The sequence below is a fragment of the Tropicimonas sp. IMCC6043 genome, assembly GCF_004146235.1.
Taxonomy (GTDB): Bacteria; Pseudomonadota; Alphaproteobacteria; order Rhodobacterales; family Rhodobacteraceae; genus Tropicimonas.
Map to the genome: position 1 here is coordinate 195,870 of NZ_SELO01000004.1, position 12,741 is coordinate 208,610.

The window sequence follows — 12,741 nt, forward strand, 5'->3', positions numbered from 1 at the left end:
GGAAGTGCGGTCAGTAGCAGAATGGTGCGAGAGGGAGCCCGCAATGGCACGTTCGATAGCTCAGGTCCTGACCCACTCCGGTCTGAGTGGCATGCTCCTCATTCTCGGCGGGGAGACCTGGACTGGGATGTGGCTTCCGCTCCGCGGACGGCAGGAGGACATCCGCGATCTGCGGTCGTCGAATTCCGGCGCCGCCGTCGTCCGGGCACTCGTCGCCAACCGCTGAATCGCGGCCTGGATCGCGCGGTCAAATGGATCTGCCCGCGGACCTGATTCCTTCCTCGCCATAACCTCCAGCAGCAAGGGTGCCGGCGCGTCCTGCCTCCGGTGCGACCGCCTCGTTTCCGGATCGTTAACGCTTTTCGCGAAAATCCCCTGTGCAAAGGAGGCACCAGATGTCCAACGTCACTTCCATTCTCCGACCTCTCGTGCGCGGGATGGTGCAGCCAATCTCGGGCGCGCGCGCGGCGACCCGGGTCTTCATTCTTGCCGGCCAGAGCAACATGGTGGGCCGGGCCGATTTCGACGGCGGCGCGGGTTTTCCGGATGGCGTCCTGCAATACACGCGTGCCGGAGCGCTCGAGGCCCCCACGACGCCGCTCGATCATTACGATGCTCAGGACGGGGACATGGGCCTCGCGCTGCAATTCGCGATCGGCTTCAGGACAGCCAACCCCGACACCGATCTCGTCTTGCTGCCGGCGGCGATGGGCGGCACCGGATTCTCTTCCGGCGAGTGGCGGATCGGCGGCTGGCTCTATGCCAGCCTCGTGGATCGTGCCAACGCGCTCTTCGCGGCCAACCCGGATTTCCGTCTCGGCGGCATCCTCTGGCACCAGGGCGAGCACGACCCGGGCTATGCAGGATACATGGCCGATCTCGACGCGATGATCGCCGGCCTCCGGAACGACATCTTGGCGGCCAGCGAGACAACGCCCTTCCTGCTGGGTGAACTCGCGCCGGATTTCATCGATGGCGCTGCCGATCGGGCAGCGTTGAACGACATCATCCTCGATTCGCCGAACCGGTTGTTCCATACCGCCGTCGTCAGATCGCACCTGCCGAGCCGGCTGACCGACCTCGGCGACGACACCCATTTCGACGCCGCCTCGTTGCGGGCTCTCGGGAGCCGCTATCTCGAGGCGCTGCCGGTGGCGCAGGCGCACCGGCCGTCGGCGCCGGACGCCGTACCGGGCCTTACCGCCAACGCGGGCAACATGCAGGTCTCCCTAAGCTGGACCGCGCCCGCGGACGGCGGCTTGCCGATTACCGACTACCTGATCGAGCGCTCTCTTGACCAAGTCGCTTGGACGGTTCTGGACGATGGTGTCAGCCCGGTGCCGGGCCATGTCGATACCGGGCTGGCGAACGGCACGACCCATTTCTACCGGGTCTCGGCGGTCAACGCGGTGGGTAGCGGCCCGGTGTCGCCGGTTGCCGGTGCGACGCCGGAGCAAGGGGCCGTCACGATCGAGGCCACCGGATTCGCAGGGACGACGACAGACGGCTCGCAGCACATTTTCGCGGGTATCGATCTCGGGTCGGGAGGCGCCGTTGTCGTCGCCGGCACCAGTCGGGGCACCTCTTCGGGTGCGATCACGGGGATCACCATCGGCGGGCAGGCGGCGACGCTTCTGAGCCGGAACGAGTATTTCAGCAACGCGATCCGCTTCGGCTATCTCGCCAATGCGCCGTCGGGCCTCGTCGATGTCGTCGTCACCCACGATGTGTCCCAGTCGCGGACCGGCATGCATCTGTGGTGTCTTGGCAATGCCGACGCCGCATCGGCAGTCGTGTCCAACGGCACCGAGACCACGAATTCCATCGATGCCCTGGCGGAGGGGGCTGTGCTGGGGGTGGCCATTTCGATCAACCCGCCGAGCAACAATGTCGACTGGACCGGGCTCGACGAGCGGCTGGAATGGACCGATTACGGAGACCGCTTCGGTTCCGCCGCGGCGGACCGTCTTTTTGCTGTTGACGCGCCCGGGCATGCGGTCACCATCGCTTCCGATGGCAACTACAAGATGACCTCGCTCATCTCGGTTCCGAAGGCATGAGCACCGGTGCGGCTCCCGGCGTCAGCCGGGGACGCAGCAGGGCGAGCGGATGTGCCCTGAGCGTCAGCCGCATGGAAACGTAGTCCTCCACGACCTCTTCTCCGAGGGACATCGCCGGAAGGTCGGGGGCTGGCTCTGCCAGCCCTTCGCCGTCCATGTCGCCGGCAAAGAGCGGCAGGGGCCGGGCGGCGCGGAGTGCGCGGGCCTCCCAGAGCGCCTCGCGGCGGGAGAGCTTGAGCGGCGCGAAGGCGTCCGCCTCGGCCAGCGCCTCGAGCATCGCCGGTGGCACCCCGGCGCGGCGCCAGACATCCTCGACGCTCCGGTAACCGTTGCCGCGCGCCGCCACCACCCAATGCGCCTCCTCCTCGCGCATCGCCCGGATCTGCCGGAAGCCAAGGCGCAGCGCCAGCCCGCCGCGCCCGTCGGGTTCCATTGAATTGTCCCAGTAGGAGAGGTTGATGTCGACCGGGCGGACCACCACCCCGTGCTCGCGCGCGTCGCGGACGATCTGGGCCGGGGCGTAGAAGCCCATCGGCTGGGAGTTCAACAGCGCGCAGGCGAAGATGCCGGGATGGTGCCGCTTGAGCCAGGCAGAGGCGTAGACGAGGAGCGCGAAGCTCGCGGCGTGGCTTTCGGGGAAACCGTAGGATCCGAAGCCCTCGATCTGGCTGAAGCAGCGGGCGGCGAAGTCTTCTTCGTAGCCATTGGCGCGCATGCCGGAGAGAAAGCGGTCGCGGAATTCGCTGACATTGCCGTGCTTCTTGAAGGTGGCGAGCGAGCGGCGGAGGCGGTCCGCCTCCTCCGGCGAGAAGCCGGCGCCGACGATGGCAATCTGCATCGCCTGCTCCTGGAAGAGCGGTACACCGAGCGTCTTGGCCAGCACTGCACCGAGCGCGTCGGAGGGGAAGACCACCGCCTCCTCGCCATTGCGGCGGCGCAGGTAGGGGTGGACCATGTCGCCCTGGATCGGGCCGGGGCGGATGATGGCGACCTCGATGACGAGGTCGTAGAAGCTGCGCGGCTTCATTCGCGGCAGGAAGTTCATTTGCGCCCGGCTCTCGACCTGGAAGACGCCCAGGGAGTCCGCCTTGCAGAGCATGTCGTAGACCGCCGGGTCCTCGGGCGGGAGCGTCGCGAGCGTGTAATCGGTCCCGTGGTGGCGGGCGACAAGGTCGAAGGCCTTGCGGATGCAGGTCAGCATGCCGAGGGCGAGGATGTCGACCTTGAGGATGCCGAGCGCGTCGATGTCGTCCTTGTCCCAGGGGATGACCGTGCGGTCCTCCATCGTCGCGTTCTCCACCGGGCAGAGCTCGTCGAGCCGGCCCTCGGTAACGATGAAGCCGCCGACATGCTGGGAGAGGTGGCGCGGGAAGCCCTGGATCTCGGCAACAAGCTCCATCGTCTGCGCCAGGCGGCGGTCCCCGGGGTCGAGCCCGATCTCGCGCATGCGGCGGGCTTCGGTGCCCTTTAGCGACCCCCAGCCCCAGATCTGGCTGGAGAGGGCGGAGACGCTGTCCTCGCTGAGCCCCATGGCACGACCGACCTCGCGAATGGCGCGCTTGCCGCGGTAATGGATCACCGTGGCGCAGAGTCCGGCCCGGTGGCGGCCGTAGCGGGTGTAGATGTGCTGGATCACCTCCTCGCGGCGCTCATGCTCGAAATCGACATCGATATCGGGCGGCTCGCCGCGGGCCTCGGAGACGAAGCGCTCGAAGACCATGGTGCCGATCTCGGGGCTCACGGACGTGACGCCGAGGCAGTAGCAGACGACGGAGTTGGCCGCCGAGCCGCGGCCCTGGCAGAGGATGCCGCGGGCGCGGGCGAAATCGACGATGTCGTGGACGGTGAGGAAATAGGGCTCGTAGCCCAGCCGGCCGATCAGGGCGAGCTCGTGGGCGAGCTGCTGGCGGACCTTTTCGGGCGCGCCGGCGGGATAGCGCCAGCGGAGGCCGGACCGGGCGAGGCGGGCGAGTCTCTGGGCCGCGCTCTCGCCGCCGGTGACCTCGGAGGGGTATTCGTAGCGCAACTCGTCGAGCGAGAAGGTGCAGCGCGCGGCGACCTCCCCGGCGCGGTCGACAGCCTCTGCATGCGGACCGAGGATCTGGCGCATCTCGGTCTCGCTGCGCAGGCGCTGCTCGCCATTGGAGAGCGCGCTGCGGCCAAGCTCTTCCACGCGGCAACCGGTGCGGATGGCGGTCAGCACATCGGCGAGTTTGCGGCGGCGGCCGGCATGCATGCGGGGCGCGGCGGAAGCGACACTGTCGATCCCGAGGCCGGCGGCAATCCCGGCCAGCCGGTCGAACCGCGCCCGGTCCTGCCCGTCATAGCGGGGAGCGAGCAGGAGATGCACGGCCGGTCCGAAGCGGCGCGTCAGCCGGTCCGCCTGTGTCCGCCATGCACCCGCGCCGCGCGGCGACGTCTTCGCTGGTTGCCCGGGGAGCGAGTCCTCGGGGTGAAGCAGAAGCTCCATGCCATCGCCCCAGTCGAGCAGGTCCTCCAGCGCGAGATCGCAGGCGCCCTTCTCTGCGCGCAGGCGGCCGAGCGAGATCAGCCGGCAGAGCCGACCCCAGGCGGCGCGGTCGCGCGGCAGGGCGGTGAGCTCGAATCCGCTTCTCGTGACGATTCGGGCACCGGGGATCAGTCGAGGCGTATTTCGGATGTCGACGCCCGGCGCTGGCGGCAGGCCGGGTGGGGGCGGCGGGCCAATGAGGCCGGTTGCGGCTTCGGAGGCGGCGCGGACGGCCACCTGCCGGGCGATCTCGCGTGCCCGGACATGGGCGCGCACGATCCCGGCCACCGAGTTCTCGTCGGCGATGACCAGGGCGGAGAGGCCGGTGAGCGCGGCGCGCTCCATCAGCTCCTCCGGATGGGAGGCGCCGGTCAGGAAGGTGAAATTCGATGTCGCCGAGAGCTCCGCAAAGCCCATGCGCCCGCCTCCGTGCCCCTGTTTAGGTCGCCCCGCATGCCAGGCGACTCGGCTTGAGAGGGCATTTTATTCACCTTTTGTTCCCTTGTGGAGTCGGCGCTGTCCGCCGACGTCACGCTCCGGACTGTCCGGCCAGCCAGTCCGACCAGCTCGCGAACAGCGCGTCCTGAACCTCCGGCGCGACCAGAAGCGCAGCCCGGGTCGCGCCCGCCGCGAAAAAGGCGATCCGTTCGAGCGCAGGATCTCCGGAGGCGAGACAAAGGGCGAGCGGCTCGCCGCCGGCCAGCGCATCGAGCCGCTCGCCGAAGAATTCAAGCGCCCGCGCGAGGCCAAGGGCGAGCCCGACCTCTCCCTGTTCGACCAGATCCGGCCCGGCGCCGTGCACAAGAGCGCGGCATCGGGGCGCCCAGTCGGCGAGGTAGTCCCGGAGCGCGTCACCGGCGGGGATGCTGCGCGCGTCTCCGCCGGCTGGATCCTGGAGGATATGGCGCAGGGTCGCCGCGGTAACCCCGGATTCGTCCAGGGCAGGTTCACTGGCGGCGGGCAGGGTCGTCAGTGTCAAAGGCGCTCCGTCGCAGAAGGCCCCGAGCACCTTGCCGAAGGCGGCGAGCTGGCCGGCATCGGCCTGGTTGAGCAGCAGGCTCTCTGTTCGCGGCCTTGCGGGATCCGAAGTCTCGGGACCCACGAAGAGAGCGTGGAATAGGCGGCGGATGCGCAGCTCGAGTTCGAGCCCTTCGCGACGCGCGTTCCGGACCACGAGGCGACGCGGCAACACCGTCTCGTCAATCTCGTCGATAAGCCCGGCCAGACATTCCGCACCGCTTCCATCGAGGCAACGCGCGCCTTGTCCGACGCTGATGCACGGTGCGCCGAGCCGGTCGATCATGCGATGCAGCGTGACGAGGCGGGAGCGCCAATCTTCGGCCAGGGTCGACACGTCCGCCCTGTCAGTCATCGGCCTGCGCCAGCAAGAGAAGCGCCGTTTCCATAGCCGTCGGCGGCAGACCGTTCTCCGTCGTGGCGGCGACCACGTCGCTCCGTTCGGCGTCGAGGAGGACGTAGTGACTCGTGCGCCGGGCGTTGCGCAGCACCGCGCCGGTGGGCGGTTCGGCCCCGTCGCCGAACACCATGGCGAAGAGATCCGTGCTTGCGGGACCGAGACAGATCGCCGCCTCGCTGAGGCAGCGGTCATGGTCCTCCTGGCGGAAATCTTCGTCCGCCGACGCCCGCAGGACCGTCCGTGTCCGGACATCACCGAAGATCACCGACCGGCATCCCGGGGTTTCCCGGTGTATCCTGGTCAGGTGTTCCACGAGATTCATCGAACGGGCGCTCCGGGCTGCGAACGGGCAATGCCTGCGTCCCGGTATGGCGCAAAAACCTTTCGGCTTTGCTACTCGTTGCGGATCTCGCTCAGCCCTGGCGGAAGATATCCGCCAACTCGTCCTCCGGCGCCTGCGGTCGCGGCGGGCGGCGGGCGGTGCCCTTGGCATGGACGCGCCTCGGCACGATCCGCCCCGGTCGCGCGGCCTCCGTCGGCGCGGCCTGTTTGAGGCGCGAGCCGTGCAGGGGTTCGATCGTCGCGGGCCGAATCGGCATGAACTCGTCCTCCTCGTCCCATTGATCGTCATCCGCCGGGTTGATCGCGGAGACCGCCGGGATCTCCCGGCCGAGCAGTTTCGACAAGGTCATGACGAGATCGAGAAGCGCGTCCATGAAGGCGCGGGCTCCACTCTGCTCCCACGCGGACGCATCATCGCCGGCGGCCAGCGCCTCGGTCAGCGACACCGGGAAGACTTGAGCGAACAGACCGTCGGTTTCGTGGCGCACCCGCGCCAGCACGCGCCTGCGGTCGCGCTCGGAGGTCAGCTTGTCCATCCGTGTGAGCAGCAGAAAGCTGCGCTCGCGGAGTTCCGGCGGCATGACATCCCAGACAGCGGCCTCGCTCTGCCGCCAGGCTTGAACGGCGTGACTGCACCAGATCACCGCATCGGCGCGCGCGATCAGCCTTTGCCAGATCTCGGCCGGCATGTTCGGGTCGGAGATCCCGGGGAAATCGATGATGTCGCAAAGTTCCAGAACGCCCGCCGGCCGTTCGACCCGGAGGAACTGCGTGCGCTCGAGCGGAATCGTGGAGAGGTTGGCGAGGTCGATGTCGAATTCCACGTCATCAAGCCCGACCCCGCGGGGCGTCGCGTTGCCGTGGCTGAGCCAGACCGGCGGCAGGTGCGTCGCGGTGACCTTCACTGGCAGGGCATCGGAGCCGATGAGCAGGTTGGTCAGAGTCGACTTGCCGGCGCTGAACTCCCCCATGATGGCGATGCGCGGCCGGTGGCTAATGGCGGCTTCGGCGCAGGCTGGCCTGGGCATCGGCGCGTTGGGGATCGCGGGCAGTTCCACCTTGAGATCCGGGTTGTGAAACATGGGGTTCTCCTTGCTGTCAGGCGGCGAAGCGAGCGAGCCGCGAGACCGCCCTCTCGAGTGTTTTGGTCGAGGAATCGGCATCGGCCAGGCTTGGGTTGCGGGTCTCGAGCGCGGCGAAGATCGCCCGTTGATCGTCGAAGAAGGCTTTCAGCGCCGCCCGGACCTGGTTGGCGCAGGGCGTGCAATGGGTGAGCTTGAGCGCGCTGACGATGGGTTGCGTCTCGTCCTCGATCATCTTGTGGAACTCGGATGCGAAGGCCTGGTAGCCGCGCCGGCGGCTCCACCAGCGGCGCCACCACGTTCCCTTGAGATCGAGCGCGATCGTCTGGCCGATGAGTACCGGTGGCGCCATCCGGGGAAGGCTCGGTGGCTGGATCCGGAATGCGTCTGGCGCGCGGCCGAGTGCCCGCGCATAGATTCCGGCAACCTCTTCGGCAGCGCGCTCGCCCGCCGCCTGGCCGGCGGCACGGATCTGCCGAACGAAGACCTGGAACCCAGAGCGCAGCAGCAGCCGGAGGCCCGCCGGATCGTAACTCCACGGCGCGGCCTCGCCGTAGATGTCGAGATGCTGGATCAGCGCGGCGGTGGCGCGTTCGAGGAAATTCTGGTGCGAGCGGTCGAGCCGCCTTGCGGCTTCGGTCAGCGCGGCATCCAACTGTTGGCCGAGCGCGTCCATGGTCCGGTGCTCCAGGCGGTCGAGGGCCTCGATCATCGCCCCGGTATCGATCCGTCCGGAATGACTGGCGGCGAGATGGACCGGATCGGCCGCGGCCGCGGCGGACAGGCCGGTGGCAAGGTTCATTGCCTTGCGCGCGACCGACTGGAGGCGCTCGCGTGCGGCGCCCTCGGTGATCCGGTTCCAGATCGTGGTGTAGAGCGCGGGGACGCCGGAGAGCCACCAGATGAGATCGAGCGGCCCGAAATCACGCTCCATGCTGCGGGCGACGTGTTCGGCATAGGAGAGCAGGACCGAACCTGCCGTCTTGTCGAGCGCCGTCAGGTCGCCCATGAGCGCGAGTTCCGCCCAATGCGCCGATCCGAACACGATCTGTGCCTCGTGAGGCCCGTGGTGCGCCTTCAGCGTCGTGCGGATCGAGGCGCGGATCTCCTCGATCTGCGTCGCGGGGTCCGAGAGTTCGTCGATGCGATTGACGAAGATGATGACCTCGCGCGACTGAACGTTGGAGATCATCCGGATCAGCGCCATGTCGACCGTGCTCAGCGCCTGATGTGCCGACAGGACGACGACGCAAAGGCGGCTGTCGCGGATCGCGCTCATGGTGATCTGCTCGCGCATCATGAAGGTGTCGTTGACGCCAGGTGTGTCGCGCAGGCAGAGGCCCATGGGCCAGTCGGGGCGCGGCAGGTGCAGGTCGGCGGCCTTGGTGATGTCGGCGAAGCGACCCTGTTCGTCGTGCGCTCCGGTCTCCTCTTCATCGACGAAGTCGTCGCCGAGGCAGACGTAGCGCTCGATCAGGTCCTTGCTCAGCGTCCCGTAGTCGTGGCTGGTGCCGAGCAGAAGCTCAAACTTTCGCCCCAGCCGGCGGCGCGTCTTCTCGCGCATCGCCTCGATCTGGGCGCGGATCTTCTCGGCCTCCTCCGCAGCGCCAGAGCGGCCGGCGAGTTCACCGATCCGTCCGCCCTTCCGGGTGAGCCGGTCCCAGTCCTCAGGATCGAAGAAGGTGAAGCGCGCTGCCCAGGGCGCCTTTTCCGCGCCCGGTCCGACATGCAGTGAAGTGACGACGGAGGTCCAGGGGTTCACATCCGCCGGCAGCAGGCCGGGCTCGCCGACCATCGCGTTGACCAGCGAGGTCTTGCCGGCCTTGACCTGGCCGATCATGGTGACAGCGGGTTCGAGCTCCATGAGCGTCCGGCGCAGCTTCCGGGCGCTGTCCGCAGTGGCCGTGTCGCCGCAGGCCACGAGGTCGTCGAGCACGTCCAGCACCTCTGCGCGCTGCGCGACGAGCGGCGAAAGCCCTTCCAGGCACATCCGCATCAGCGGGCCGGGGCCAGCTATTCCGGGCGGCGCCGGGAAAGCTTCGACCCGGCCGCGGCCGGTATCGCCGATTGCGTATGCCCCCTTGCCTTGCATGATCCCTCCTGACGGATTGGTTCCCTTCCAGCCTGCTGCCCGGCACCGGTCGAAGCCGGGCGGATTTGTGGCGGAGTCGCGGCGAATAGCTGCAATTCGAGACGTTCCGGACCCTCAGGCGCAGCGCAGCGTCTCGCATTCGTGCCGCAGCTGGACCATCAAGGCGACGGCGTCGGTCATCGCTTGCGGCGTCTCCTCGACCTGCATCAGCAGCACCAGGTCCGAGGCTTCGGCCAGCAGGTCGGCCAGGTCGCCGCCCGTCGCCGCCGCAATCTCGTTACAGGCCTCGATCGACTCCGCGCAGAGCCTCAGCACCGCAGGGGCGGCATCGGCCAGTGCCTCCAATCCGGGTTGGTCGCAGAGCCGGGCGAGCTGCCCGGACTGGGCGGCGAGGAAGGACACGATATCCGCGCCCGGCGCGGTGTGGGCGCTGCGTTGCGCCGGGACCGGGTCCAGCAGGTCCGAGAAATCGGGCGGCTCGGGGGGCGAATGCGCCGCAGGGGGAGCGACCGCCGTCGCCGTTGCAGGCTTGAACCGGTCTAGAAAGACCAGCGCGCCCTCGAGGTCCTCCCGCCGAGCCGCCTCAACGTGGTTCAGCAGCTCGCTGCGGAACCGTTCCAACCGCAGCGTCTGATCGGGCCCGCTGCCGAGGAAATGGATCGCGCGGAAGCGCAGGCCGATCCCGCTGTCGGCCTCCCGGGTGGCCGGGCGCGACCGGCCGGAGACTGCGAGGAAGGCATGGTCGATCATCTGGTCCGGGAGACGCTGCCAATCCGCGCGTTCGCCGGCATCCAGCGTCGCGCTGCACCAGATCGCCATGTCGGCGCGCCGCGCGGTCCAGCCAATGGCGGCCTCGAGGTCTTGTGCGGTGCCCTCGAGCGGCACGACGAGGAAGGACATCTGCTCCAGCAGCGGCACCGGTGCGGCGAGACTGACCTTTGCAAGTTGCCAGGGATCGAGCTGATCGAACTCTGCGTGGTCGACCCATGTCTGCCGGCCGTCGCCGGTGACCACCTGAATATCGCTCTGCGTACCGAAGCAGAGGTCTATCGGTGGCATCCCGGCACGGTCGGGCAGGATCGGGTTGCCGAGCAGCGCGTTGACCGTTCCGGCCAGGTCAGCATCGGGCCGGCCGAGAACCGCGAGTCGGACCGGCGCCGCCAGCCGCTCCAGCACTTTCGCACCCATTTCGCGCGCGCCGCGCGGCAGGTTGCCGGAGGCGAGCGCCGCGGCGAGTTGCTCGACCGGGCTGGGGGGGCCGGCCTGACGGATCATTTCGGCGGAACTGCGCGTTCGGGCGCGGCGCAGCCTGACTGCCGGAGCCGGCGCAATGCCTGGCCAAGTCGTGCAGGACCTCTGCCGGAGACGAATCCGAGCCGCCTGAGCCACTCCGGACGCGGGTAACCGGCGCCGGCAACGGCCGGCACAACGCGCAGGACGGCGACCGAGAGGTTGTCCTGTTCGGCAGCTTCGGCGGCCTCGACCCGTCTCAGCAGGCGTTCGACAAGATCACTCGCCGTGCTGCGCGGCGTCGCGGCGACAGCGTCGCCGATGGAGGCTTCCGGCAATGTCAGGATTCCGTCGCTCGCCGCAAGGAGCACGTCGCCCGGAATCAGGTCGATGCCACAGTCGGGGCAATCGACCTGCCGCAGCAGGGTGCAGCCGAGCGCGGAGGTCAAGCAGCTTCGGTCAGGGTGGCAAGCGGCGATCTTCGGGTCCATCTCGCCGACGCTGGCGAGAAAGTCGAACTGCCGCGCCAGCGAGTGGATCTCGTTGAGGAGCCGTGGCCGACGGGCGCGTAGCAGGTAGAACGGGCTGTCACCGATCGACAGCCACCAGAGCCGGGCGTCCTGAACGACGGCGATCAGCAGCGTCGCGCCCATGCCGGCGGTCTCGGGATGGCTGTTGGCGTGGGCGAGGATCGCGTGGTTTGCGGACACGGCGGCGGCGATCAGGCGGTCGGGTATGTGCGGGCCTAGCCGGCCGCGCGCGTCGCGCTGACCCACGAGTTCGGAGAGGGCCGTGCTCACCGCGATCCGGCTCGCCACGGCGCCCGCGACATGTCCCCCGAGCCCGTCGGCCAGCACCACGATGCCAGCGCCGCCGTCCTGGAGAACGTCGCTGAGGACGGCGTCCTCCTGCTCCTCCCGCCCGCCGAGGCTGAGCCCCGTCGCAGCGTCAAGGCAGAGCTCAGCGGGTTGCGCCATCGTCGTCCTCCGCATCTTCGCCGGTCCCGTCCCAGCTGAAATCCTCGCCGCAGAAGGCGATGAATTGCAGCGTCGTCTCACCGATCCGGATCGTATCGCCGCCCGCGAGGTCTTCCGTCGAGAGCACGGGCCGGCCGTTCAGCCGCACGATATTGGACTTGCCGCCATGACCAAGGAAGAATCGGTTCACTTCGTCGTCGAACGCGATCGAAGCGTGGTTCTGGCGCGAGATCGAGATATCTCCGAAGTCCAGCCGGATCGCCTGGTCCTCGCCGCGACCGATCGAGGAGACGCCGTTCAGCAGAGTGAAGGATGCGCCGCGACCGGGACCGTCGACGACGACGATCCAGCCAACGGGGAATCGCGGAACCGAGCCCGGCGCCGCTGCGTGAGGGCCTGCCAGCGGGTCGCGCGCCTCGAAATCGGCAGTCTGGAAGCCGAGGAGCCGGGTTTTCGCGCGGGCGGCGTCTGCCGGCGCCCCGGTCGGAACGGAGGCCCGGCCCGCATCGGTGATGAGAGCGATCTGGGCGCGCGCGAGGCGGACTTCCTCGCTGACGCGTGCTTCCGGCCGGGGCCACGCGGCGGGCTGCGGCCCGGGGTAGTTCGGCAACGGCGTTGCGCCGGGTGACTGGGAGAGTGGCGATGTCGGCACCGGTGCAATGCATGCCGAGCTGTCGTCCTCGATGTCCCAGATGCGCCGCCGCACCGGCGCGCTACCGGCCTGGCCGTCCAACTGCGACTCCGCGGTGAAGGGGCCCGTTCCGGCTACCTCGAGCGCGGCCGGTGCAGTGCGCGGCGGCTGCGCCGGCCGATCCGCGACCGGTCCCAATCTGAAAGAACTGTGCCGTGATTGCGTGTCGCCGCTGTTTGAGGTCAGCGCGCGCAACCGGTCCATCTCGGCATAAGGATCCTCGTCGATACAGGGGTCCTCAGGAACCTCGTCGATAAAGGAGTCCTCTTCGACGCTGTCCCGCACGTTCTCAGGTTCCAGTACGGGCTCAGGCTCAGGCGTAGCCGGAGCGGCAACCGGCT

At 68.6% G+C, this 12,741-nt stretch carries 10 protein-coding genes; 2 read left to right on the forward strand and 8 right to left on the reverse strand.

Annotation, left to right across the window (positions count from 1 at the left end; genetic code table 11):
- Positions 1-43 precede the first annotated feature (43 nt).
- Both EU800_RS06905 and EU800_RS06910 read left to right on the forward strand, forming a co-directional pair.
- Positions 44-226 (forward strand): hypothetical protein, encoded by a 183-nt coding sequence (locus EU800_RS06905; RefSeq protein ID WP_129629928.1) that lies wholly within the window; start codon positions 44-46, stop codon positions 224-226.
- A gap of 169 nt (positions 227-395) precedes the next feature.
- Entirely contained in the window at positions 396-2,060 is a 1,665-nt protein-coding gene (locus tag EU800_RS06910) for a sialate O-acetylesterase (RefSeq protein WP_129629929.1), read from the forward strand.
- Here the strand turns inward: EU800_RS06910 and EU800_RS06915 are convergent.
- The 8 genes from EU800_RS06915 to EU800_RS06950 form a co-directional block, all read right to left on the reverse strand.
- On the reverse strand, positions 2,038-4,986 hold the full coding sequence (locus tag EU800_RS06915) for an error-prone DNA polymerase (protein WP_129629930.1): 2,949 nt from the start codon (positions 4,984-4,986) through the stop codon (positions 2,038-2,040). The genes EU800_RS06910 and EU800_RS06915 overlap by 23 nt on opposite strands.
- Before the next feature lie 112 nt (positions 4,987-5,098).
- Complete coding sequence (locus EU800_RS06920; protein ID WP_129629931.1) at positions 5,099-5,941, reverse strand: hypothetical protein; 843 nt, start codon at positions 5,939-5,941, stop codon at positions 5,099-5,101.
- The gene (locus EU800_RS06925) at positions 5,934-6,308 is read right to left on the reverse strand and encodes a hypothetical protein (RefSeq protein ID WP_129629933.1); all 375 of its coding nucleotides are present in this window, start codon (positions 6,306-6,308) and stop codon (positions 5,934-5,936) included. The genes EU800_RS06920 and EU800_RS06925 overlap by 8 nt, the downstream gene beginning before the upstream one ends.
- 91 nt (positions 6,309-6,399) lie before the next feature.
- Positions 6,400-7,410, reverse strand: coding sequence for a dynamin family protein (locus EU800_RS06930; protein ID WP_242500426.1), 1,011 nt, complete (start codon positions 7,408-7,410; stop codon positions 6,400-6,402).
- A 16-nt stretch (positions 7,411-7,426) separates the two neighbouring features.
- Complete coding sequence (locus tag EU800_RS06935; RefSeq protein ID WP_129629935.1) at positions 7,427-9,502, reverse strand: dynamin family protein; 2,076 nt, start codon at positions 9,500-9,502, stop codon at positions 7,427-7,429.
- Between the two features lie 114 nt (positions 9,503-9,616).
- Entirely contained in the window at positions 9,617-10,777 is a 1,161-nt protein-coding gene (locus EU800_RS06940) for a hypothetical protein (RefSeq protein ID WP_129629937.1), read from the reverse strand.
- On the reverse strand, positions 10,774-11,709 hold the full coding sequence (locus EU800_RS06945; RefSeq protein WP_165354581.1) for a PP2C family serine/threonine-protein phosphatase: 936 nt from the start codon (positions 11,707-11,709) through the stop codon (positions 10,774-10,776). The genes EU800_RS06940 and EU800_RS06945 overlap by 4 nt, the downstream gene beginning before the upstream one ends.
- On the reverse strand, positions 11,693-12,685 hold the full coding sequence (locus EU800_RS06950; RefSeq protein WP_242500427.1) for an FHA domain-containing protein: 993 nt from the start codon (positions 12,683-12,685) through the stop codon (positions 11,693-11,695). Before EU800_RS06950 ends, EU800_RS06945 begins: the two co-directional genes overlap by 17 nt.
- Between the last annotated feature and the right edge of the window lie 56 nt (positions 12,686-12,741).

Coding starts and splice junctions, on each gene's coding strand:
- EU800_RS06905 (WP_129629928.1), top strand. CDS start 44: ATGGCACGTTCGATAGCTCAGGTCCTGACCCACTCCGGTCTGAGTGGC.
- EU800_RS06910 (WP_129629929.1), top strand. CDS start 396: ATGTCCAACGTCACTTCCATTCTCCGACCTCTCGTGCGCGGGATGGTG.
- EU800_RS06915 (WP_129629930.1), bottom strand. CDS start 4,986: ATGGGCTTTGCGGAGCTCTCGGCGACATCGAATTTCACCTTCCTGACC.
- EU800_RS06920 (WP_129629931.1), bottom strand. CDS start 5,941: ATGACTGACAGGGCGGACGTGTCGACCCTGGCCGAAGATTGGCGCTCC.
- EU800_RS06925 (WP_129629933.1), bottom strand. CDS start 6,308: ATGAATCTCGTGGAACACCTGACCAGGATACACCGGGAAACCCCGGGA.
- EU800_RS06930 (WP_242500426.1), bottom strand. CDS start 7,410: ATGTTTCACAACCCGGATCTCAAGGTGGAACTGCCCGCGATCCCCAAC.
- EU800_RS06935 (WP_129629935.1), bottom strand. CDS start 9,502: ATGCAAGGCAAGGGGGCATACGCAATCGGCGATACCGGCCGCGGCCGG.
- EU800_RS06940 (WP_129629937.1), bottom strand. CDS start 10,777: ATGATCCGTCAGGCCGGCCCCCCCAGCCCGGTCGAGCAACTCGCCGCG.
- EU800_RS06945 (WP_165354581.1), bottom strand. CDS start 11,709: ATGGCGCAACCCGCTGAGCTCTGCCTTGACGCTGCGACGGGGCTCAGC.